Below are 21,054 nucleotides of genomic sequence, written 5' to 3'. Positions count from 1 at the left end.
GAGGCCGTTCCAGTACGTCAGCAGGCTCGGCGCGGGTCCCTGAAGGGTGGCCGTGCCAGCCGGTCACCGGTCCGGCAGGCGCAGGCCGAGCCGGCGCAGCTCCAGGGCCGCCAGCGCCCGGACGGCGGCCGGGTCGCCGGCCTGCAACGCCGCGCCGGTCCCGCCCGGGAGCGCGGCCAGCTGGTGGAGCGGGGCGGTGGCCAGCGCCCGGGCGGCGAGCACGTGCAGGTCCGGCGTGCCGGCCAGCAGCCGCTGCGCGGCTCCGGTGTCCCGCGCCCACCGCAGCCGCCAGGTGAGCCAGCGCATCAGCAGCCAGCCCACCGGCAGCAGCACGAGGACGACGGCGAGGACGGTGGCCAGCGTGTCGACGGCCTCCTGGGCGACCTGACCCGCGCCCGTCACCGAGCCGCCCGCCTCGGCGAGGGCGTCGAACGGCGTCGCCAGCTCGTCGCCGACGACCGGGACGTCCTCGGCGACACCGGCAGCGGACTCCATGTTGCGGGCGACCGAGTCGCCCAGGTTCTCGACGGCACGGCCGGGTTCGGCCAGCTCCAGTACCGCTCCGTGGACGGTTCGCGCCACGAGCACCCAGATCAGGACCCAGACGAGCATCCCGGCGTCCGCGGCCGCCTGACGGGCGCGCTGGGGCGGGTGCTTGGCGTAGAGCTGCATCGCTGCATCCTCCGGCGCGGTGGCCCGGCGCGCAGGTGCTGTCGGCGACACGGGCCGACGCGCTCTCCGGAGCGCCCAGGACGGTCCGGTTGGCCAGGCGGGCGCCGGCGGGACGTGCCCCGGTGGGAGGGAGAAGCGCCCGCGTGCACGGGTCACGGGTGTGTCCGTGCCTACACTCCGCCCGAGGCGCGTCCGGACCGGGCCGCCCACGCCGCGGGAAGGGTCCCCGTCACCGTCGGGGAAGTGCCCGCCACAGCGCAGGGAGAGTCGAGGATGCGGGTCGGGGTTCCCCGAGAGGTCAAGAACCGTGAATACCGGGTGGCGCTCACCCCGGCCGGGGTGACCGAGCTGGTCCGCGCCGGGCACGAGGTGCTCGTCGAGCGCGCCGCGGGGGAGGGTTCCTCGATCCCCGACGCCGACTTCGCCGCCGCGGGCGCCCGCATCGTGGCCGATGCCGACGATGTCTGGGCCGACGCGGATCTGCTGCTCAAGGTCAAGGAGCCGATCGCCGAGGAGTACGACCGGCTGCGGGCGGGCCAGACCCTGTTCACCTACCTGCACCTGGCCGCGTCGAAGGAGTGCACCGACGCGCTGGTGGCGTCGGGCACGACCGCGATCGCCTACGAGACGGTGCAGACGGCGGACGGGGCGCTCCCGCTGCTCGCCCCGATGTCGGAGGTCGCCGGCCGGATGGCACCGCAGGTGGGCGCGCACAGCCTCGAGCGGGCCCACGGCGGTCGCGGCGTCCTGCTCGGCGGAGTCTCGGGGGTCTATGCGGCCAAGGTCGTCGTCATCGGTGCCGGCGTCTCCGGGATGAACGCCGCCGCCATCGCCCTGGGCATGCAGGCGGAGGTCGTCGTCCTCGACCGGGACATCGACAAGCTGCGAGCCGCCGACCGGATCTACCAGGGGCACCTGCAGACCGTCGCGTCCAACGCCTACGAGGTCGAACGCGCCGTCCTGGACGCCGACCTGGTCATCGGCGCGGTCCTCGTGCCCGGCGCCAAGGCACCCACCCTGGTGAGCAACGAGCTGGTGTCCCGGATGAAGCCGGGATCGGTCCTCGTGGACATCGCCGTCGACCAGGGCGGCTGCTTCGAGGACACCCGACCCACCACGCACGACGACCCGACCTTCCGGGTGCACGATTCGGTCTTCTACTGCGTGGCCAACATGCCCGGCGCCGTCCCGAACACCTCCACGCACGCGCTGACCAACGTCACGCTGCCCTACGTGATGGCGCTGGCCAACGAGGGCACCGCCGCCGCGACGCGGGGCAATCCGGCACTGGCCCACGGGGTCAACGTGGTCGCCGGACAGGTCGTCCTGCCGGAGGTCGCCGAGGCGCACGGCATGACGGCGGTGCCGCTCCAGGAGGTGCTGTCCTGACGACAGCGACGACCGGCCCGGCGCTGGAGCGGGTCGTCACCGGCTACCTGGACCACCTGACGGTGGAGCGCGGGCTCGCAGCCAACACGATCGCCTCCTACCGCCGGGACCTGCGCCGGTACACCGCCTACCTGGCTGCAGCGGGCGTCCGCGGCCTGGGCGAGGTCGCCGAGTCCGACGTCTCCGGATTCCTCACTGCCCTCCGCGCGGGCGACGACGAGCACCCGGCGCTGTCGGCGACGTCGGCGGCCCGCGCGGTGGTCGCCGTCCGGGGACTGCACCGGTTCGCCCTGCTCGACGGGCTCGTCCCCGACGACGTGGCGCACGAGGTGCGCCCGCCGACCCCGGCCCGCCGGCTGCCCAAGGCGGTGCCCGTGGAATCGGTCGTGGCGCTCATCGAGGCGGCGGGCGGCGTCGAGGGGCCGCGCGGGCTGCGTGATCGGGCCCTGCTCGAGCTGCTGTACGGCACCGGGGCGCGCATCTCCGAGGCGGTGGGCTTGGCCGTCGACGACGTCGACCGGGGGCAGGCGGCGGTCCGGCTGGCGGGCAAGGGGGGCAAGGAGCGGGTCGTGCCCGTGGGCAGCTACGCGCTGCGCGCCGTGGAGGACTACCTCGTGCGGGCCCGCCCGGCACTGGCCGCCAACGGGCGGGGCGGTGTCCGGGGCGGGGCGTTGTTCCTCAACGTCCGGGGCGGGCCGCTCTCCAGGCAGAGCGCCTGGACGATCCTCCGGTCCGCGGCCGAGCGCGCCGGCCTGCCTGACGAGGTGTCACCGCACACGTTGCGCCACTCCTTCGCGACCCACCTGCTCGACGGTGGGGCCGACGTGCGCGTGGTGCAGGAACTCCTCGGTCACGCCTCGGTGACGACGACGCAGGTGTACACGCTGGTCACCGTCGACCGCCTCCGGGAGGTCTACGCGACCAGTCACCCGAGGGCCCTGACCTGACACCGGGCGGGGCTCCATCTTGGCAGGATCTGGCGCCGACTCGGCTTGAGCAGTCACAGGAGTTGTCACTGGTCGCCATGTCGACATGTGGTCCGGCGTGCCTGCGTCGGAACGTCGGCCACGCTTCGTAGCGTCCTCATCACCCGAGCGGGCAGCACGGCTGACCGCATCCGGATCGACCGGGATCGGGCTCGACGTGGAGGCAACAAGACCCATGGCTATCCGAGCGGACGCGGCCTCTGCCGTCGCGCGCCCGCACGACAGCGGCCCCGAGATGGGTGCGGCCGCGCGGCAGGACCCGGCGCGGGCACGGCAGCGCCCGCTGCCCGAGCCGAAGCCCCTCACCGAGCACGGGCCTGCCCGCATCATCGCGCTGTGCAACCAGAAGGGCGGCGTCGGCAAGACGACGTCGACCATCAACCTGGGCGCCGCCCTGACCGAGTACGGCCGGCGCGTCCTGCTGATCGACCTCGACCCCCAGGGGGCGCTGTCGGTCGGCCTCGGCATCCCGGCCCAGAACATGGATCGGACCATCTACAACGCCCTGATGGAGCGGAAGACGACGCTCGCCGACGTGCGCGTCCACACCGACATCCCGCGGCTGGACCTGGTGCCCAGCAACATCGACCTCTCGGCGGCCGAGGTGCAGCTGGTCAGCGAGGTGGCGCGCGAGCAGACCTTGCTGCGGGTGCTGGCCGACGTCCGCAACGAGTACGACTACATCCTCATCGACTGCCAGCCCTCGCTGGGCCTGCTCACGGTCAATGCGCTGACCGCCGCACAGGGCGTGATCATCCCGTTGGAGTGCGAGTTCTTCTCCCTCCGCGGGGTCGCCCTCCTGGTCGACACGATCGACAAGGTCAAGGAACGGCTGAACCCGTCGCTGGAGATCTCCGGGATCCTCGCGACGATGTACGACACGCGGACCGTGCACTGCCGCGAGGTCTTCAGCCGGGTCGTCGAGGCCTTCGACGACACGGTCTTCCAGACCGTCATCCAGCGCACCGTGCGATTCCCGGAGACCACGGTCGCCGGCCAGCCGATCACCACGTGGGCGCCCACGTCGACGGGCGCCGCGGCGTACCGCGACCTCGCCAAGGAGGTGCTGGCTCTGTGACTCGCCGGCCCGTTCTGCCGGGTGCCTCGGAGCTGTTCCGACGCACCGACTCGGGATCCTCGGCCCCCGAGGTGACCGAGCTGCCGAGCCTGAGCGTGACCACCAGCTCGCCTGCCCTGCGGAGCACGTCGCCCCGCCGTGACGAGGTGGGGGAGTCCGCAGCCGGCTCCCCCCTCACGCTGGTGCCCGGCGGCGCGGCGGCCCAGGAGGACCAGCTCGCCGGCTTCCGTGGCGCGCCCCAGCCGGCGCCACCCCTGCGCCCGGCCGTCCCGACCCGGGGCCGCCCGGCTCGTCGTACGGACCGCGCCAAGCACGACGAGAAGATCACCGTCTACATCTCCGCCGACGAGCTCCTGGCCCTGGAGAGCGCCCGGTTGACCCTTCGCGGACAGCACGGGCTGGCCGCCGACCGCGGCCGCATCGTCCGCGAGGCGATCTCGGTCCTGCTCGCGGACCTCGGTGAGCGCGGGGACGACTCGATCCTCGTCCAGCGGCTGCGCGGGAACTGAGCACGGTGTCGTCCTGGCGGACGACACCGTGCGGGTCGCCGTCCTGCCGACACCGGCGGCCGGGTGCCGTCCTGGTCGCGCGGACCCGTGGCGTCCGTCCCGCGCCGCGCTGCGCGCCCCGCTCGTCGCGACCACGGATCGTGTCGTCGACCTTCTCTAGGCTGCGGTGGTGACCGAGGCGCAGGCGGGTTCGCGTTTCACGGTCAAGCTCACCAACTTCGAGGGCCCGTTCGACCTGCTCCTGCAGTTGATCGGCAAGCACAAGCTCGACGTCACCGAGATCGCGCTGTCGAAGGTCACCGACGAGTTCATCGCCCATCTGCGGGCGCTCGGGGACCAGCTGGACCTGGACCAGGCCAGCGAGTTCCTGGTGGTCGCCTCCACCCTGCTCGACCTGAAGGCGGCCAGGCTCCTGCCGGCCGCCGACGTGGAGGACGAGGAGGACCTGGAACTCCTCGAGGCCCGCGATCTGCTCTTCGCCCGGCTGTTGCAGTACAAGGCCTACAAGCAGGCGGCCCTGTTCCTGCGGGAGCGGGAGACCGAGGCCGCGCACCGTTTCGCCCGCTCGGCCGCGCTCGAGCCACGGTTCGCCGAGCTGGTGCCGGAGGTGGCCCTCGACCTGACCCCCGAGCAGTTCGCCGCCCTGGCCGCGCGGGTCCTGGCCCCCAAGGCGCCGGAGGTGGTGAGCGTCTCGCACCTGCACGCGCCGCCGGTGAGCGTCTCCGAGCAGTTGCTGGCCGTCCGGAACCACCTGGTGCGTTCGGGCACCGCCACCTTCCGCGCACTGACCGCCGATTGCGGCCACACCCTGGAGATCGTCGCGCGCTTCCTGGCGCTGCTGGAGCTCTACCGGCAGCAGCGGGTGGTCTTCGAGCAGCTGACCCCCCTGGGGGAGCTGCACGTGCGCTGGACCGGTGGCACGGCGCCAGCGGACCGCCACAGCGACGACGTGGACGGCGCGGTTGAGGACTCTGCGGACGTGGACGAGGAGTACGTGTGAGCCCGGAGCAGGCAGGACCGGACGAGGACCGTTCCCCCATTTCCTGGGACGTGCTGGCGGCCGAGCTCGCGGCCACTCGTGAGGTCGACGCTCGACGCGACGAGCACGACCCGGGGACGTGGGACGCGGTCGCGGCGGAGCTGGCGGCCCGGGTGGCCGAGCAGCCGGTCGACGCGCCGCCCGAGCCGGCGCCCGTGCCGGTGGAGCCGGAGCCTCCGCAGGACCCGACGCCGGCGGACGTCCCGGCGGGGGAGCCGGCGCCCGAGGTGCCGGCGGACGAGGTGCCGGCGGACGAGCCGCTGGAGCTGCTCACCCCCGAGGAGCTGCAGGGCGGGCTCGAGGCGCTGCTGTTCGTCATGGACGACCCGGTCGACGAGGAGACCCTCGCGGCGGCCCTGCGCTGCCCGGTCGCGGAGGTCCGCGCGGGCCTGTCCGCGCTCGCCGACGGCTACGACCAGCGGCGGTCCGGGCTCACGCTGCGGCAGGTGGGAGGGGGGTGGCGCCTCTACACCCGGGACGAGCACGCCCCGGTCGTCCAGCGCTACCTGATCGACGGCCAGCGCAGCCGGCTCACGCAGGCGGCCCTGGAGACCCTCGCCGTCATCGCCTACCGCCAGCCGGTCACCCGCGCCCGCGTCTCCGCCATCCGGGGCGTCGGCGTCGACGGCGTCATGCGCACCCTGCTCACGCGCGGACTGGTGCACGAGGTGGGCAGCGATCCCGACAGCGGCGGTCGCCTCTACGCGACGACACCCCTGTTCCTGGAGCGGCTCGGCCTCCGCAGCCTCGAGGACCTGCCGGAGCTGGCACCGCTGCTGCCCGAGACCTCGACCATGCTCGACGAGCACCCCGACAGCTGACCAGTTCCCTCGTCCGAAAGCGTTTCGGGGAACGAGAGACGTCGGGTGAGCGGGCGTGCCGGTGCGGCCCGGTCCTCGGCCCGGACGTGGCGAGAACGGCGACCTTGGTCACCTTCGACGGCCCGGGCTGCCTCAGCCGGGCGAGAACTGCGTCCTGTGGGAAAGAGGGTTCCCCGCGGGTGGGAGACTGGGTGGCGATGAACTCAGCGACACCGAACGACGAGAGCACCACCGAGGCCGGCGACGGCTGGTCGGAAGACATGGAGCTGGCACCGGTACACCCCGGCGACCGGCCGTCCGCCGAGCCCGGCGACGACCGCCAGGGTGAGCGGCTGCAGAAGGTGCTGGCCCGTGCGGGGGTCGGCTCCCGGCGGGTCTGCGAGGACATGATCGAGGCCGGCCGGATCAGCGTGAACGGCAGGCAGGTCACCGTGCAGGGCATGCGGGTCGATCCGGCCAAGGACAAGTTCGCCGTGGACGGCGTGCGCATCGAGGTCCGCGAGGATCGCGTCACCTACGCGATGAACAAGCCCCCGGGCGTGATCACCGCGATGAGCGACGACCGCAACCGGCCGACCGTCGGCGACATGGTGGGCGACCTGGCCAAGGGCCTGGTCCACGTCGGCCGGCTGGACCAGGACACCGAGGGCCTGCTGCTCCTCACCAACGACGGCGAGCTGGCGCACCGGCTGGCCCACCCGTCCTACGAGGTCCGCAAGACCTACCTCGCCCAGGTCTCCGGTTCGGTGCCGCGCGACATGGCCCGACGCCTGCGGGCCGGGGTGGAGCTGGAGGACGGCCCCGTCGCGGTGGACGCGTTCCGGGTGGTGGACACCCACGCCGGGCAGTCGGTGGTCGAGGTCGTGCTGCACGAGGGTCGCAAGCACATCGTCCGGCGTCTGCTGGCGCACGTCGGCCTCCCGGTGTCCCGGCTCACGCGCACCGCCGTCGGCCCCATCCAGCTGCAGCGGATGCGCTCGGGGTCGATCCGCAAGCTGACCAAGGAGGAACTCGGCACGCTCCAGGAGCTCGTCGGCCTGTGAGGGGTGGTACCGCCTCCGCGACGGGGCGGACGCCGGGAGCGGCGAACCTAGACTCGACGAGGCTCCGGCGATCCGGACGCCGACGGAGCCGACAGGTCGTGAGCGTCGCAGCGAGCAGCGGAGCGACCGCGGAGGCGACCGGTCACATCGACGAACGAGGAGGAGTGCATGGCCGTCCGAGCCATCCGGGGTGCGACGCAGGTCGACGCAGACGACCGGGAGCAGGTGCTCGAGGCCACCCGTGAGCTGGTCAGCGCCGTGCTGGAGCGCAACGAACTGGCCCACGACGACGTGATCAGCATCCTGTTCACAGCCACGCCCGACCTCGTGTCAGAGTTCCCCGCCCTGGCCGCGCGCGAGCTCGGTATGGGTGACGTGCCGCTCATGTGCGCCACCGAGATGGACGTGCCGCACGCGCTCCCGCGGGTGCTGCGGCTGATGGCGCACGTCGAGACGGGAAAGACCCGGGCCGAGGTCCAGCACGTGTACCTCCGCGGCGCGACCGCCCTGCGCCGGGACATCGCGCAGTGAGCGCCAGCTTCCGTGGGCAGGTCACTCTCGACGGGCCGTCGGGCACCGGCAAGTCCACCGTCGCCCGCGGCGTTGCCGGTCGCCTGGGCGCCGCCTACCTCGACACCGGGGCCATGTACCGCGCGGCGACCGTGGCGGTGCTCGATGCCGGTGTCGACCCCGAGGACGCCGACGCGGTGACCCGCACGGTCGCCGGGGCGCGGATCGAGGTGGGCACGGAGTCGGGCGTCGAGCTCGTGCTGGTCGACGGGGTGGACGTGGCCACCCGCATCCGCGGCGCCGAGGTGACCCGCCACGTCTCCGCCGTCTCCGCCGTTCCCGCCGTGCGCCGTCAGCTGGTGGAGCAGCAGCGCGGGCTGGTGGCTGCCGCCGACGCGGTGGTGGTCGAGGGCCGCGACATCGGCACCGTCGTCCTGCCCGACGCGACACTGAAGATCTACCTGACGGCGGCCCCCGAGGTCCGCGCCGAGCGGCGGGCCGGCCAGCTCGGCATCACCGACGCCGAGGAGATCGCCGCGCTCGCCCAGGACCTCCGTCGTCGCGACGAGTACGACAGCAGCCGGGCCGACAGCCCCCTGCGTCCCGCCGACGACGCCGTCGTGGTGGACAGCACGAACCTGGACCAGCAGGGCGTGATCGAGCGGATCGTCGAGCTCGCCGGGTCCGCGGTAGGAGTGGGGGAGCGGTCATGACGGAGGAGACTTCCGGGCCGCTGCCCGTGGTCGCGATCGTGGGTCGCCCCAACGTCGGCAAGTCGACGCTGGTCAACCGGTTCCTGGGCCGCCGCGCCGCCGTCGTCCAGGACACCCCGGGCGTGACCCGCGACCGGATCAGCTACGAGGCCCTCTGGAACGGCAAGCGGTTCACCGTCGTCGACACCGGCGGCTGGGACCCGAAGGCCAGCGGGCTCGGTGCGTCGATCACCCGTCAGGCCGAGCACGCGATGAAGACCGCCGACGTCATCGTCTTCGTGGTCGACAGCCAGGTCGGCGCCACCGACACCGACCTCGCCGCGGCCCGCATCCTGCGCCGCAGTGACCGGCCGGTGATCCTCGTCGCCAACAAGGTCGACGACGAGCGCAGCGAGGCCAACGCCGCCGAGCTCTGGTCGCTCGGCGTGGGGGAGCCGCAGCCGGTCAGCGCGCTGCACGGCCGCGCCAGCGGCGACCTCCTCGACCTCGTCCTCGAGGCCATGCCCGAGGCGCCGCGCGAACAGCTCGTGGAGGAGGGTCCGCGACGGGTCGCGCTGGTCGGCCGGCCGAACGTCGGCAAGTCCAGCCTGCTCAACCGGTTGGCCAAGGACGAGCGGTCCGTCGTCGACTCGGTCGCCGGGACGACGGTGGACCCGGTCGACTCGATTGTCACCCTGGGCGGTGAGGAGTGGCGGTTCGTCGACACCGCCGGGCTGCGCCGCAAGGTGAACACCGCCAGCGGCATGGAGTACTACGCCAGCCTGCGCACCGAGGCCGCCATCCAGGCGGCCGAGGTCGCCGTCGTCCTCCTGGCCGCCGACGAGGTGATCAGCGAGCAGGACCAGCGCGTCATCAGCCAGGTCGTCGACGCCGGCCGGGCGCTGGTGATCGCGATCAACAAGTGGGACACCCTCGACGAGGACCGGCACATCCAGCTGGAGAAGGAGATCGAACGCGAGCTCTCCCGCGTGCGCTGGGCGTCCCGGGTGAACATCTCGGCACAGTCCGGGCGCGGCGTCAACAAGCTCGCCGACCACCTGCGTGCGGCGCTGGCCTCGTGGGAGTCCCGCGTGCCCACCTCCGAGCTGAACTCGTTCGTGCGGGCCCTGGTCCAGGAGACGCCGCCACCAGCGCGCGGCGGGCGCGCCCCGAAGATCAAGTACGTCACCCAGGCCGACATCCGGCCGCCCAGGTTCGTGGTCTTCTCGACCGGTTTCCTCGAGGCCGGGTACCGCCGGTTCCTCGAGCGCAAGATCCGGGAAAGGTGGGGATTCGAGGGGACGCCGATCGAGGTCTCGGTGAAGGTCCGCGAGGGCCGGGGGAGCGACCGACCGAAGGGCTGAACCGGCCGGGTCGTCGGTATCGGGGCGACAGGATCGGGACGACCGGGTCGGGCCGGTGGACGGCTTCGTCACCAGCGGTGGCCCCGTCAACCCGCTGGTTCTCGTGGCCCGTCATCCGGAGCAGGTCCGCACGCTCGTCGCCCGCGAGCCCCTGGCGGCCCAAGTCCTGCCGGATCGCGGAGCGGCAGTCGCTGCGTGCCGGCACGTGCACCGGACCTACCGGCGCAGTGGCCTGGGCCCGGCGATGGCGACGTTCATCCGGCTGGTCGGACAGAACGATTGTGTCCTGCACGCACCACGAACACGACTTCGCCGCCCTCTCTGCGGCGTCGACGCGCGTCATCTCGGCCGCTGGTGCCGCTTCCGAGGGCCAGCTGGCTCACCGCGCCGCCGTCGCCCAACTGCCGGGGAACGAGCCCCTCACGTTCCCCGGCGACCAGGGCGGCTTCCTCGGCGGCGAGTACGGCGTGACGGGGGGGCCGGACGCATTCGCCGCCGCGCTGCGCCAGGTCCTCACCGTCGCCGGCTGGATCCCATGCCGGCGAGGGGCTGACCACCGGGCGGTGCGGGACGACGTGTGCGGTAACCTGCTCCTGCAGCGATCGGGCGGTGTGAGCCGCCCGGCGCTCGGGCTGTAGCGCAGCTTGGTAGCGCACTTGACTGGGGGTCAAGGGGTCGCAGGTTCAAATCCTGTCAGCCCGACAGCGGGAACCGCAGCTCAGGGGCCGTTCCGGAGAGATCCGGAACGGCCCCTGACCGCTTCTCCACCACCTTGAGCGGGACGCCGCGGGTGAGCATGACGCTGGCCGCCGAGTGGCGCAGCGTGTGCAGCCCGGCGTGCGGCAGCCCGGCCTTGGCGGCGGCGACCCGGAGCGCCCGAAAGGCGTTCCGCGGATCGCACGGGTCGCCGAACTCGGTGGTGAACACGAAGCCGGTCTGCCGCCAGGCTGAGCCGGACAGTTCGACGTAGTCGTCAGGATCAGCAGGCACGGTGGCTCGGGCCAGCACTCCGCCGGTGTAGGCGTCAATCAGTCCACAGCAAGGCACGAAACCAGTCAGCCGAAGGGTCACGCCCGCTGCCACCGGCCGCCAGCTCATCACCGATGGACACCGACCCGGCCATGCTCACAGTCAGCCGAGGAGCGAGACCAGGCTCGACGTGGCGGTGTAGACCGCGACGGCGATGAGCAGGACGGCGAAGGCGCGGGTGAGGGTCGTGCCGGGGACGCGGTCGGTCACCGTCTTGCCGCCCAGCGACCCCGCGATGGCAGCAAGCGTGAACGGGACGATCACGGCCCAGTCGAAGTGGGCCGTGCCGGCCCGCGCCAGCAGCGCGCCGGCGGAGTTGATCGAGATGACGACCAGTGACGTGGCGACCGCCTGTGGCATGGACATGCCTAGGGCGAGGGTGAGGGCCGGGACGATCACGAAGCCCCCGCCGACGCCGAAGAAGCCGGTCATGAAGCCGACCACCAGACCGGCGCCGCCGACCTTTCCGATCCGTCCGGGTGTCCAGCGCCGTGCGGGCTCTTGAGCGTCGTTCTGCTGCGGCGGCGCGGGCTCCTCGCCTCGACTGTTGGCGAGCATGCCCACTGCGGCGACGACGATGACCGCGGCGAAGGCGAGCAGGAGGACGTCGGGGTCCACGAGCTGGTTGGCGGCGGTCCCGGCGAAGCCGGCCGCGATGCCGGTGGCCCCGAAGACGACGCCGACGCCCCAGCGCACCTGCCCGCTGCGGGCGTGGCCGAGCGCGGCGATGACCGAGCTGATGCCGACGATGAACAGGCTGCTGGTCGTCGCGGCACGGGCGTCCTGGCCGATGACGTACACCAGGGCGGGCACGGTCAGGATCGAGCCGCCGCCGCCGAGTGCGCCCAGGCTCAGGCCGATGAGCAGTCCGAGCCCGACCGCGGCGACGGTCACGCGACCGCGCCCGGCTTCCCGTCGTCGGTGACGACCGGCAGGCCCGCCTGGGCCCACGCCTTCATGCCGCCCGTCAGGTTGTGCACCCGCACCCCTGCTGCGGCCAGGGTGTCGGCGGCCTTGCCGGAGCGGTTGCCGGACCGGCAGATGGCGATGACCGGTTGCGCCTGCGGAACCGCTGCCGGGGTGACCTGGCCGAGCGGGAGGTGCTCGGCCTGGGGGGCGTGGCCGGCTGCCCACTCCTGCGGCTCGCGGACGTCGAGCAGCACTGCCTCGCCTCGTTCGAGCAGCTCGGCGGCCTCGACGGGATTCAGGTCGGGGAGCCGGGTGGGCGGGGACGCCTCGGTCATGGTCGTTCCTTCCTTGGGGTCAGCCGAAGCTCGGCGTGAGCGTCGAGACGGGGATCCCGCCGCTGGGTGGCTCGGTCGCTCCGGGCCCGGGGTTCAGCGTGCTGGTCAGTGCGAAGCGGTCGGCCCGGATGAGGGTGTGCCGCCACTCGATGGGGACGCCGGAGCTCGTTCCGGTCCGCTGGACCGAGAAGACTGCCGACGGTGGCTGCAGGCCGAGTGCGTCGTGCTCAGCGCGGCTCGGGATGACCGCCCGGACCGTCTCCTGCCCGCCGGTGATGGCGATGCCGGTCCGGGCGAGCTCCTCGTAGAGGCTGGTGCGGCGGAAGTCGACGTCCAGCAGCGGTTCGCCGACGGACGCGGGCAGCCATACGCGGTCGAGGGCCAGCGGCCGGTCGTCGGCCAGGCGTAGCCGCTCGAGGTGGACGAGGGGTGTCGACTCCTCCAGTCCCAGCCGGGGAGCGATGACGCCGTCGGCCCGCACGGTCAGCACGCGGACCACAGATGTCTGCACCAACCCGCGGGCCTCCACGGAGGAGAACAGCGAGTAGGCGACCCCTGTGGGCTGGGCGATGACCGGGTCGGGTGCGGCGAGCCGTGGTCGCCGCCCGCGCCCGGTGCTGATCACGCCGTCGACACGCAACTGGCGCAACGCCTCCCGGACCGTGTGCCGGCTGACCGAGTACTGGAGGCCGAGCTCGAACTCACCCGGGAGGCCGCGACCGAACTCCCCTCGGTCCAGCCGGCTCCGGAGATCGTGGGCCAGCTGGCGCCACAGCGGCGTGCTAGAGCTTCGGTCCAGCCGTACTGCCGGCGGTCCGGATGGTCCCTCCGACATCGGCCCTCCAGATCCGAACCCTGGGCGGGTGGTGGAACGCCTCAGCGAACCGCCCTTGTACGGTCAACACTAGATCGGTTGTCTGGACAACGGCGCGCCGACCTCGGCGCGCTAGGGGGAACATCGTGCCCAGCCCTGATCCATCCACGCGGAGCGGATCCGCCACCGGTCGATCCTCGACGGCACAGGCCCTGCGCGGGCCGCTCATCGCGTTGGCCGTGGTCGTCGTGCTCGGCGTCGTCGCCGTCGTCTGGGGTCTCGGTCGCGGGGACGGGAAGGATGGTGGCGGCGCCCCGGTCGCGGACGTGCGCCACGACGGCGGGAGCGAGACGGGAGAACCGGCCGACACGCTGGCCCGGCGCATCCCCGGCGACCCGCTGGCCCAGGGGGACGCCGACGCGCCGGTCGTCCTCGTCATGTGGGAGGACTTCCAATGCCCCTTCTGTGCGAAGTTCGCCCAGGAGACCGAGCCCGTGCTCGTCGACCGGTTCGTCGAGGACGGCATCCTGCGGCTGGAGTGGCGGGACTTCCCCTACTTCGGTGAGCAGTCGGTCCAGGCGGCACGGGCCGCGCGGGCGGCGGGGGAGCAGGGCGCCTTCTGGCAGTACCACGACGCGGTGTACGCCTTGGGGTTCCCGCCGAACAGCGGGCAGCTGACTGACGAGGTGCTGACCGGGGTCGCCGCAGATCTCGGCCTCGACGTCGAGCGGTTCACGGCGACGATGCAGTCGCAGCAGACCCTCGACGCGGTCACCGCCGACTTCCAGGAGGGTCAGCAACTCGGCATCGCGGGCACGCCCGCCTTCCTCGTCAACGGCCGTCCGATCATGGGCGCGCAGCCCACCGACACCTTCGTCGAGGCCATCGAGCAGGCTGCCCAGCAGGCCGCGTCCGATGGGTGAGCTCGGACTCGCGGCCGCGTTCCTCGGCGGCTCGCTGACGCTCATCAGCCCCTGCAGCGCGCTCCTGCTGCCGTCCTTCTTCGCCTACGCCTTCGCGCATCCGCGTGAGCTGCTCGCCCGGACCGTCGTCTTCTGGCTGGGTCTCTGCCTGACCCTGGTGCCCCTCGGGGTGGGGTCGGCGCTTGTCTCGACGCTCTTCTACGGGCACCGGGAGGTGCTGATCGCCGTCGCCGGCTGGACGATCATCGCTCTCGGGATGGTGCAGCTCCTCGGTGGCGGCTTCAGCCTGCCGGGAGCTGACCGGCTCCGCGCCCGGGTCGCCACCCCGGGCCGGGCCCGTGGGTGGGCGGGGACCTTTGCGCTGGGCGCGGTCTACGGCCTCGCCGGATTCTGCTCCGGGCCCATCCTCGGCGCCGTCCTCACCCTCGCCGCGACCGACGGCGGCGTGGTCGGCGGAGGGCTGCTGCTGGCCGTCTACGCCCTCGGGATGGCGGCGCCGATGTTCGTGCTCGCGCTGCTGTGGGACCGGTTCGACCTCGGACGGCGCCGGTGGCTGCGCGGCCGCCCGCTGCGCATCGGCGGCCGGCAGCTGCACACGAGCCAGCTGATCTCCGGCGCGCTGTTCGTCGCCATCGGCTGGCTGTTCCTCCGCTTCGACGGCACCGCCGGCATCACCGGCGTCCTCGGGTTCGGGGATACCACGGACCTCGAGTTCGAGGCGCAGCGCTGGATCACCGAGCTGTCCGCGCGCGATCTCGACGTCTGGTTGCTGGCGGCCGCCGCGGCGCTCCTCCTCGGCGTCATCGCGCTCCGCCTGCACCGGATCCGGAACGGGACCACTGATGCCTGCACTGACGACGACAGGCTCGATGTGCTCGACCGACAGGAGTCCCGATGACCTCGATGTACCTGGCGCTCCGGGCTTGGGGCCGCCGGCGCTGGCTCACGGCGCTCGCGATGACCGCGGTCGGCGTGGTGGTGGTCGCCGTCCCGACCGACCTCATCGACACGCCGGTCTTCAGCCGGGAAGTGCCGCCCACGTGGTGGTCCTGGCCGGCTCTGCTGGCGAGCGCGGTGCTCGCCGGGTTGCTCGTGGCCACCTACGCGCGGGAACCAGGTTCGCCGGGCCCGGCTCCGGACGAGGACGAGCGCCGGTCGCGCTTGTGGGGCGGTGCCGGCGGACTCCTGACCTTCTTCGCCGTGGGTTGTCCGGTCTGCAACAAGCTGGTCCTGCTGGCCCTGGGCGCCAGCGGTGCGATGACGTACTTCGAGCCGGTCCAGCCGGTGCTCTCCGTTCTCGCGCTGCTCCTGCTGGCGTGGGCGCTGACCCGCAGACTGCGGGGGGAGTGGGCGTGTGCTGTGCCCGCTTCGCCGACCGCGCGGCAGGCCCGCTGACCCGGACCGGAACCGATCGGGAGGAGACGACGTGGACGCCGCTGAGTGGGACCGCCGCTACGCCGAGGCACGGCAGTGGTCGGTGGAGCCGAACCGCACTGCTGCAGAGCTGATTGGATCGCTGCCACCCGGCCGGGCCCTGGACGTCGCGACCGGTGAAGGACGCATGGCGCTGTGGCTGGCCGCCGGAGGGTGGGAGGTCGAGGCGATCGACTTCTCGGCCGTCGGCCTCCGCCGGGGGCAGGAGAACGCGCCGCCGGGAGCGCAGGTCACGTGGCGCGTCGCCGACGTGATCACCGCCGACCTGGGCAACGGGCAGTTCGACCTGGTACTGGTGCTCTACCTGCACCTGCCGCGCGCCCGACTGGTCGACGTGCTGGCGCGTTCCGCCGCCGCCGTTCGCCCGGGCGGGCACCTGCTGGTCCTCGGCCACGACCGGGAGAACATCACCCGCAGGACCGGCGGCCCGCAGGACCCTGACCTGCTCTACGACCCGGAGCTGCTCGGTGGGGCGGTCCCCGGCTGGCGCATCTCACGCCTCGATCGGATCGACCGGTCGACCGACTCCGGCACCGCTGTCGACACGCTCCTGTTCGCGCAGCGCCCCTGAATCCGGGGCCGTAGGCGCCGTGCGAGTGCCGCCCGCACCAGCACGGATATCGGCGACGCGGACGTGGACGGGCCCGGTCATCGGCCTGGTGTAGGTCCGCCGATGAGGGGCTATGCCCGCGGGGCAGTTCCTGGGAAGGAATCACGTGGCCATCTGGTCGGCCGCGACGGGTCTGGTCGCCGAAAACTCGGTTCCGCCGTACCTGCAGCTTCGCGGGCCCGTCGGCGTTTCATCACGCGGGAGGCAGCGCATGACCCCGACCCAGCACCTGTCGGTCACCGTCGACCGCCGCCGGTCGGTGCTCACCGGCATCATGCTCGGCGTCGCGATCATGGCCGCGATCGACGAGATCGTCTTCCACCAGTTGCTGCGCTGGCACCACTTCTACGACCGGTCGACCCCTGACATCAGCCTGCTGTCGGACGGGTTGTTCCAGACGGCCTACCTGGTGCTGTTGGTCGCCGGGTTCTTCTGGTTCGCGGACCTCCGCCGCCGCGGAACCCTGGCACCGCGGTCCGCGTGGGCCGGCTTCGTGCTCGGCCTCGGCGCCTTCCACCTGTTCGACGGGATCGTCGACCACAAGATCCTGCGCCTGCACCAGATCCGCTACGGCGTCGACCTGCTGCCCTACGACCTGGCCTGGAACGGTGCCGCGGTGGTGCTGCTGCTGGTGGGCGCCTTCATGATCTGGCGCTCCCGGGACGAGGGGCGCACGCCGGCTGCCAGACGTTGAGACGTTGAGCGTCATGGGCGTCGCCCTCGTACCCCTGGCCCACGGCGGCTCCCACGATGCCGGCGCCTCGGCCGCGATGTGGCTGCCGTCGGTGCTGGTCACGGCCCTGCTGGTTGCCGGATACCTCGTCGGCCTCGCCCGGCTGCACGGCAACGGCCGCGGGTGGAGCAGCCGTCGGACGGCAAGCTTCCTGCTGGGGGCCGTCCTGGTCGGCGCGGCGCTGACCCCGGCGGTCGACGCGGACACGGCCAGCGGCCACATGGCGCAGCACCTGCTGCTGGGCATGTTCGCCCCGATCGCGCTCGTGCTCGGTGCACCGCTGTCCCTGCTGCTGGCCGGGCTCCCGGTCGCCGCGCGTCGGCCGGTCGCGGCGGTCCTGCGGTCCCGGCCACTGCACGCGCTGTCGCACGTGGCCACCGCCGCTGTGCTCAGCATCGGTGGCCTCTACCTGCTCTACCTCACGCCGCTGTACGCCCTCAGCATCCGCTCGGAGGTCGTGCACCACCTGCTGCACCTGCACTTCCTGCTGGCCGGCTACCTGTTCGCCTGGGCGGTGGCCGGCCCTGATCCCGCTCCGCGCCGTCCAGGGATGGGCGTACGGCTGGCGGTCCTGGTCGCAGCCGGTGGCGCCCACGCCTTCTTGGCCAAGCTGCTGTACTCCCGCGCCGCGAGCCTGCCGGCGGGCAGTGGCCACGCCGCCGCCGAGGTCGAGGCCGCGGCGCAGTTGATGTACTACGGCGGCCACGTCGCGGACCTGCTGCTTCTCGTCGCGGTGTTCGCCACCTGGTACCGCCGCACGGGGCGCGCGCTCGCGCGGCAACCGGGTGCGGCGCTCAGCGGCGTGCCCGCCGGCGGGTGAGTGCGCGCGCCCCATGCCGTGAAAGGGCTGCTTTCGCCATCAGAAGGGAACGGCCGCCCGGTGTGCGTCCGCGACGGCAGAGGTCAGGCGCCGCCACCGGAGACGGCGGCGGGCTGAGGCGGAGCTGCTCTCGACCGGGGCGGCGGGCGGTGCGGCCACGTCGGCCGCGGGACCGAGGCCGAACGGCTGAGTGGGAACGGGAGCGGTGATCTCGGTCAACGGGTCCTTCGACAGGCGTGCGGGCGGACGCGGGGGCCGCTGAGGGTCGCTCAGCGGGAGGGCGTGCCGGCCGGACACAGCCGGTCGTCGACCATGAGCGGGGTCACCGCGAGCAGGCACACGCAGAACGCGGGCCGGCTCCTCGCATAACCCCAGTACATGGATCGAGATTATGCAGAGAGCAGCGAGGAGGCAACGTCGCAGGTGAGGGGCGACCGTGGTGCCTCGTCGGCACGTGGATCCGCGGGGTACGAGGACGGCGGTGGGGGTACCGACGGCAAGACCTCGTCGCACCGACCGGCGGCCCGGGCCGGTGGACCGCGCAGCGTCGTCGGGCGGCGTCCCGGAAGGACCGGAAGGAGTCGTGCATGGAGTACCGACGCACCCTCGACCTCGCTCTACCGTTCGCGGAGGCGGTGACGCGCACGAGAGAGGCGCTGGCCGAGCAGGGCTTCGGCGTCCTGACCGAGATCGACGTGAAGGCCACTCTGCGCCAGAAGCGGGGAGTGGAGATGGAGCCCTACCTGATCCTGGGCGCCTGCGCTCCCGACCTGGCACAGCAGGCGCTGGAGATCGAGCGCGGCGTCGGCGTCCTGCTGCCGTGCAACGTCGTGGTGAGCCAGACCGGCGACGGCTCGACGGTGCAGGTCATGCACCCGCAGACCATGGTCTCGATGACCGGGCGGCCGGAGTTGCAGCCGATGGCCGACGAGGCCGGTCGCCGTCTGGACGCGGCGCTGGCCGCGCCCCGGCGCTGAGCCGCCGGGCGCTCGTGGTTTGTACCCTACGGGGTAGGGAACGATGACGTGCATGTTCGACGTGCAGACGATCGAGACCTCCAGCCTGGGTGACCGGAGCTACCTCGTCGACGATGGCGAGGTCGCCGTCGTGGTCGATCCGCAGCGCGACATCGACCGGGTGGTGGACCTGGTCGCCGGACGCGGCGTGCGGATCAGCCATGTCCTGGAGACGCACGTGCACAACGACTACGTGACCGGCGGTCCGGAGCTCGCGCGCCGGGCGGGCGCCGCCTACGTCCTCCCGAGCGGGAGCGGCGTGGAGGTCGACCACGTCGCGGTGTCCGACGGCGACGTGATCGAGGCGGGCCGGATGCGCTTGCGGGTCGTGCACACTCCCGGCCACACCCACCACCACGTCAGCTACGCCCTCGCCGGCAGCGACGGCACCGTCCAGGCCGTGTTCACCGGCGGATCGATGCTCTACGGGGCCACCGGCCGTACGGACCTGGTCAGCCCGGAGGCCACCGACGAGCTGACCCACGCGCAGTACCACTCGGTGCGGCGGCTGGCCCGCGAGCTGCCGGCCGAGGCGCAGGTGTTCCCGACGCACGGCTTCGGCAGCTTCTGCTCAGCCACTCCGACCAGCGGCACGTCGTCGACCATCGGTGAGCAGCAGCGGGTCAACCCCGCGCTGACGCAGGCCGAGCAGCAGTACGTCGACACCCTCCTCGCGGGGCTGGACGTCTACCCGGCCTACTACGCCCGCATGGCGCCGATCAACCGGCGTGGGCCCGCGCCGGTCGACCTCTCCCTCCCGGAGCGGGTCGACCCGGGAGAGCTGCGCCGGCGGATCGAGGCCGGCGAGTGGGTGGTCGACCTGCGCGAGCGCACCGCGTTCGCCGCCGGTCATCTGGCCGACTCGATGAACTTCGAGCTCGGCACCAACTTCGTGACCTACCTCGGGTGGCTCTACCGCTGGGGAGCGCCGCTGACCCTGATCGGCGAGAGCGAGGAGCAGGTGGCCGAGGCCCGCCGCGAGCTGGTGCGGATTGGCGTCGACGAGCTGGCCGGCGCTGCGATCGGGGACATCGAGTCCGTCGCCGACGGGCAGCCGTTGCGCTCGTACCCGGTCAGCGACTTCTCCGGCCTGGCCGAGGCGATGGAGCGGGGGCCGGTGCAGGTCCTCGATGCCCGGCGCAACGACGAGCGGGCGAACGGCTTCGTGCGCGGCTCGCAGCACATCCCGCTGCACGAGCTCGCCGACCGGCTCGACGAGGTGCCGCGGGGCGAGGTGTGGGTCTACTGCGGATCGGGCTACCGGGCGTCGATCGCCGCCTCGGTGCTGGACCGGCCCGGCCGCTCCATCGTCCTGATCAACGACTCCTACGACGCCGCTGGGAAGGCGGGGCTGGAGGACGAGTAGCCGACCGAGAGAGCCGGTGCGCGCACCGGATGACCAGTGGATGACCAGTGCTGACGGAGGTGTCCGGCTCCACGGGAATCCGGGCTCGCGCTGACGGCCACGGCTGCCCGGGGACCGGCGACGATTGCAGCGCTTGCCCTCCTCAGTCGCACCGACCGAAGGAGACGCCATGTCGGGGCAGTTGAAGGCCGACGAGCTACGCGGTCGTGTGGTCGGGGCGGCGAACGCCCTCTTCACCGCTGGGGTGATGTCCCATTCCGGCCACGGGAACCTCAGTGCGCGAATCGACGCGCAGCGGTTTTTGCTCACCACGACGGGTGTCGTCCGGGATCTGCGCTTTGACCAGTTGGCGACGGTGACCGTCGAAGGTGCGGTGGAGGACGGCGATCTGGCGCCCGAGAACGCTGAGATCGTGGCCATGCACAGCGTTGTCTACCGGGCCCGCTCCGACGTGGCCGCCATCATCCACACACACTCACCGGCCGTCACGGCGTTCGCTCTTGCGCACCAGCCGCTGCCGTGCCGAGCCGAGCCGCTCCTGCGATTCGGGCAGGCTGAGCCGGTGCCGGTGGCACCCTGGGGCCCGCGCGGATCCCAGGTGTCGGTCCGTGGCATCGCAGCTCTCCTCGCGGAGACCCCGACGACCAGCGCAGTTCTGCTGGCCAATCACGGGCTGCTCTGCTTCGGAGAAGACCCGCTCTCGACCGCTCGTCTCGTCGTGGCGATGGAGGAAGCTGCGAGGCCGAGCTGGCGGCCAGTGCCATCGGTGGCGCAGTGGACTTCCCGGGCGATGCCCTGCGGAAAGTACGTGAGTCGATGGGGCGGGTCCGACCCCGGCCGTGACCCTCGGACGAGGGAACTCAGGCCAGGGAGAGGAAGAGCTTCTCGAGTCGGGCGCGGTCGAGGGTGTTGCCGTCCTCGCCGGCGGTGATGCACTGCTCGAGGCCGGTGGCGATGATGGC

The 21,054-nt window shown here is 72.5% G+C and carries 25 protein-coding genes and 1 tRNA gene; 21 read left to right on the top strand and 5 right to left on the bottom strand.

Annotated elements, in window-relative coordinates; translation table 11 throughout:
* Positions 1-63: 63 nt before the first annotated feature.
* Positions 64-672, bottom strand: a complete 609-nt coding sequence (locus CHB94_RS21465) for a hypothetical protein (protein ID WP_089338589.1) — start codon at positions 670-672, stop codon at positions 64-66.
* Positions 673-945: 273 nt separating this feature from the next.
* On the opposite strand from CHB94_RS21465, the gene ald reads away from it, so the two are divergent.
* The 12 genes from ald to CHB94_RS21405 all read left to right on the top strand — a co-directional run bounded on the left by ald (position 946) and on the right by CHB94_RS21405 (position 10,805).
* Complete coding sequence (gene ald, locus CHB94_RS21460; protein WP_089338588.1) at positions 946-2,061, top strand: alanine dehydrogenase; 1,116 nt, start codon at positions 946-948, stop codon at positions 2,059-2,061.
* Positions 2,058-3,008, top strand: coding sequence for a site-specific tyrosine recombinase XerD (locus CHB94_RS21455; protein WP_089338612.1), 951 nt, complete (start codon positions 2,058-2,060; stop codon positions 3,006-3,008). Before ald ends, CHB94_RS21455 begins: the two co-directional genes overlap by 4 nt.
* Positions 3,009-3,222: 214 nt before the next feature.
* Complete coding sequence (locus CHB94_RS21450) at positions 3,223-4,125, top strand: ParA family protein (protein WP_089338587.1); 903 nt, start codon at positions 3,223-3,225, stop codon at positions 4,123-4,125.
* On the top strand, positions 4,122-4,634 hold the full coding sequence (locus tag CHB94_RS21445) for a hypothetical protein (RefSeq protein WP_089338586.1): 513 nt from the start codon (positions 4,122-4,124) through the stop codon (positions 4,632-4,634). Before CHB94_RS21450 ends, CHB94_RS21445 begins: the two co-directional genes overlap by 4 nt.
* A gap of 169 nt (positions 4,635-4,803) precedes the next feature.
* Complete coding sequence (locus CHB94_RS21440; protein WP_254920829.1) at positions 4,804-5,634, top strand: segregation and condensation protein A; 831 nt, start codon at positions 4,804-4,806, stop codon at positions 5,632-5,634.
* The gene (gene scpB, locus CHB94_RS21435; protein WP_089338584.1) at positions 5,631-6,494 is read left to right on the top strand and encodes an SMC-Scp complex subunit ScpB; all 864 of its coding nucleotides are present in this window, start codon (positions 5,631-5,633) and stop codon (positions 6,492-6,494) included. The genes CHB94_RS21440 and scpB overlap by 4 nt, the downstream gene beginning before the upstream one ends.
* A 197-nt stretch (positions 6,495-6,691) precedes the next feature.
* Entirely contained in the window at positions 6,692-7,537 is an 846-nt protein-coding gene (locus tag CHB94_RS21430; RefSeq protein ID WP_089338611.1) for a pseudouridine synthase, read from the top strand.
* A gap of 168 nt (positions 7,538-7,705) precedes the next feature.
* A complete protein-coding gene (gene aroH / locus CHB94_RS21425; protein WP_089338583.1) occupies positions 7,706-8,068 on the top strand; it encodes a chorismate mutase in 363 nt (120 codons plus the stop codon).
* Positions 8,065-8,760 (top strand): (d)CMP kinase, encoded by a 696-nt coding sequence (gene cmk, locus CHB94_RS21420; RefSeq protein ID WP_089338582.1) that lies wholly within the window; start codon positions 8,065-8,067, stop codon positions 8,758-8,760. Before aroH ends, cmk begins: the two co-directional genes overlap by 4 nt.
* The gene (gene der / locus CHB94_RS21415; protein ID WP_089338581.1) at positions 8,757-10,103 is read left to right on the top strand and encodes a ribosome biogenesis GTPase Der; all 1,347 of its coding nucleotides are present in this window, start codon (positions 8,757-8,759) and stop codon (positions 10,101-10,103) included. Before cmk ends, der begins: the two co-directional genes overlap by 4 nt.
* Positions 10,104-10,384: 281 nt before the next feature.
* Positions 10,385-10,741 (top strand): hypothetical protein, encoded by a 357-nt coding sequence (locus tag CHB94_RS21410; RefSeq protein WP_089338580.1) that lies wholly within the window; start codon positions 10,385-10,387, stop codon positions 10,739-10,741.
* A tRNA-Pro gene (locus CHB94_RS21405) sits at positions 10,732-10,805 on the top strand. Before CHB94_RS21410 ends, CHB94_RS21405 begins: the two co-directional genes overlap by 10 nt.
* Here the strand turns inward: CHB94_RS21405 and CHB94_RS21400 are convergent.
* From CHB94_RS21400 to CHB94_RS21385, 4 genes are all read right to left on the bottom strand, one after another.
* Positions 10,797-11,093, bottom strand: a complete 297-nt coding sequence (locus CHB94_RS21400) for a tyrosine-type recombinase/integrase (RefSeq protein ID WP_176445681.1) — start codon at positions 11,091-11,093, stop codon at positions 10,797-10,799. The genes CHB94_RS21405 and CHB94_RS21400 overlap by 9 nt on opposite strands.
* Positions 11,094-11,234: 141 nt before the next feature.
* A complete protein-coding gene (locus CHB94_RS21395) occupies positions 11,235-12,026 on the bottom strand; it encodes a sulfite exporter TauE/SafE family protein (RefSeq protein ID WP_089338578.1) in 792 nt (263 codons plus the stop codon).
* Positions 12,023-12,376 (bottom strand): rhodanese-like domain-containing protein, encoded by a 354-nt coding sequence (locus CHB94_RS21390; protein ID WP_089338577.1) that lies wholly within the window; start codon positions 12,374-12,376, stop codon positions 12,023-12,025. The genes CHB94_RS21395 and CHB94_RS21390 overlap by 4 nt, the downstream gene beginning before the upstream one ends.
* A gap of 19 nt (positions 12,377-12,395) precedes the next feature.
* A complete protein-coding gene (locus tag CHB94_RS21385; RefSeq protein WP_089338610.1) occupies positions 12,396-13,211 on the bottom strand; it encodes a GntR family transcriptional regulator in 816 nt (271 codons plus the stop codon).
* Positions 13,212-13,429: 218 nt separating this feature from the next.
* Here CHB94_RS21385 and CHB94_RS21380 point away from each other — a divergent pair, with 218 nt between their 5' ends.
* From CHB94_RS21380 to CHB94_RS26835, 9 genes are all read left to right on the top strand, one after another.
* Positions 13,430-14,113: a DsbA family protein gene (locus CHB94_RS21380; RefSeq protein WP_254920833.1), complete on the top strand. Its 684-nt coding sequence runs from the start codon at positions 13,430-13,432 to the stop codon at positions 14,111-14,113.
* Positions 14,106-15,011: a cytochrome c biogenesis CcdA family protein gene (locus CHB94_RS21375; RefSeq protein WP_089338575.1), complete on the top strand. Its 906-nt coding sequence runs from the start codon at positions 14,106-14,108 to the stop codon at positions 15,009-15,011. The genes CHB94_RS21380 and CHB94_RS21375 overlap by 8 nt, the downstream gene beginning before the upstream one ends.
* Complete coding sequence (locus CHB94_RS21370; protein WP_217899424.1) at positions 15,008-15,508, top strand: hypothetical protein; 501 nt, start codon at positions 15,008-15,010, stop codon at positions 15,506-15,508. The genes CHB94_RS21375 and CHB94_RS21370 overlap by 4 nt, the downstream gene beginning before the upstream one ends.
* A 31-nt stretch (positions 15,509-15,539) precedes the next feature.
* Positions 15,540-16,118 carry a class I SAM-dependent methyltransferase gene (locus CHB94_RS21365; RefSeq protein WP_089338574.1) on the top strand — a complete coding sequence of 193 codons (579 nt, stop codon included), beginning with the start codon at positions 15,540-15,542 and terminating at the stop codon, positions 16,116-16,118.
* 250 nt (positions 16,119-16,368) lie between these two features.
* On the top strand, positions 16,369-16,851 hold the full coding sequence (locus CHB94_RS21360; RefSeq protein ID WP_089338573.1) for a DUF2243 domain-containing protein: 483 nt from the start codon (positions 16,369-16,371) through the stop codon (positions 16,849-16,851).
* A gap of 13 nt (positions 16,852-16,864) precedes the next feature.
* Complete coding sequence (locus CHB94_RS21355) at positions 16,865-17,710, top strand: cytochrome c oxidase assembly protein (protein WP_217899423.1); 846 nt, start codon at positions 16,865-16,867, stop codon at positions 17,708-17,710.
* A 587-nt stretch (positions 17,711-18,297) separates the two neighbouring features.
* On the top strand, positions 18,298-18,687 hold the full coding sequence (locus CHB94_RS21345; RefSeq protein ID WP_089338571.1) for a DUF302 domain-containing protein: 390 nt from the start codon (positions 18,298-18,300) through the stop codon (positions 18,685-18,687).
* A gap of 52 nt (positions 18,688-18,739) precedes the next feature.
* Complete coding sequence (locus tag CHB94_RS21340; protein WP_089338570.1) at positions 18,740-20,092, top strand: MBL fold metallo-hydrolase; 1,353 nt, start codon at positions 18,740-18,742, stop codon at positions 20,090-20,092.
* 169 nt (positions 20,093-20,261) lie between these two features.
* Positions 20,262-21,023, top strand: a complete 762-nt coding sequence (locus CHB94_RS26835) for a class II aldolase/adducin family protein (RefSeq protein WP_217899422.1) — start codon at positions 20,262-20,264, stop codon at positions 21,021-21,023.
* Positions 21,024-21,054 lie beyond the last annotated feature (31 nt).

Source organism: Blastococcus mobilis (assembly GCF_900188025.1).
Taxonomy (GTDB): Bacteria; Actinomycetota; Actinomycetes; order Mycobacteriales; family Geodermatophilaceae; genus Blastococcus_B; species Blastococcus_B mobilis.
Note: the sequence above shows the minus strand (reverse complement) of the source record. Positions and strands in the feature narration are given on the sequence as shown.

Bases quoted from the DNA above. Each gene is read 5' to 3' on its own strand.
- CHB94_RS21465 (WP_089338589.1), bottom strand. From the start codon at position 672: ATGCAGCTCTACGCCAAGCACCCGCCCCAGCGCGCCCGTCAGGCGGCC.
- ald (WP_089338588.1), top strand. From the start codon at position 946: ATGCGGGTCGGGGTTCCCCGAGAGGTCAAGAACCGTGAATACCGGGTG.
- CHB94_RS21450 (WP_089338587.1), top strand. From the start codon at position 3,223: ATGGCTATCCGAGCGGACGCGGCCTCTGCCGTCGCGCGCCCGCACGAC.
- CHB94_RS21430 (WP_089338611.1), top strand. From the start codon at position 6,692: ATGAACTCAGCGACACCGAACGACGAGAGCACCACCGAGGCCGGCGAC.
- aroH (WP_089338583.1), top strand. From the start codon at position 7,706: ATGGCCGTCCGAGCCATCCGGGGTGCGACGCAGGTCGACGCAGACGAC.
- der (WP_089338581.1), top strand. From the start codon at position 8,757: ATGACGGAGGAGACTTCCGGGCCGCTGCCCGTGGTCGCGATCGTGGGT.
- CHB94_RS21390 (WP_089338577.1), bottom strand. From the start codon at position 12,376: ATGACCGAGGCGTCCCCGCCCACCCGGCTCCCCGACCTGAATCCCGTC.
- CHB94_RS21385 (WP_089338610.1), bottom strand. From the start codon at position 13,211: ATGTCGGAGGGACCATCCGGACCGCCGGCAGTACGGCTGGACCGAAGC.
- CHB94_RS21375 (WP_089338575.1), top strand. From the start codon at position 14,106: ATGGGTGAGCTCGGACTCGCGGCCGCGTTCCTCGGCGGCTCGCTGACG.
- CHB94_RS21370 (WP_217899424.1), top strand. From the start codon at position 15,008: ATGACCTCGATGTACCTGGCGCTCCGGGCTTGGGGCCGCCGGCGCTGG.
- CHB94_RS21360 (WP_089338573.1), top strand. From the start codon at position 16,369: ATGACCCCGACCCAGCACCTGTCGGTCACCGTCGACCGCCGCCGGTCG.
- CHB94_RS21355 (WP_217899423.1), top strand. From the start codon at position 16,865: ATGGGCGTCGCCCTCGTACCCCTGGCCCACGGCGGCTCCCACGATGCC.
- CHB94_RS21345 (WP_089338571.1), top strand. From the start codon at position 18,298: ATGGAGTACCGACGCACCCTCGACCTCGCTCTACCGTTCGCGGAGGCG.
- CHB94_RS21340 (WP_089338570.1), top strand. From the start codon at position 18,740: ATGTTCGACGTGCAGACGATCGAGACCTCCAGCCTGGGTGACCGGAGC.
- CHB94_RS26835 (WP_217899422.1), top strand. From the start codon at position 20,262: ATGTCGGGGCAGTTGAAGGCCGACGAGCTACGCGGTCGTGTGGTCGGG.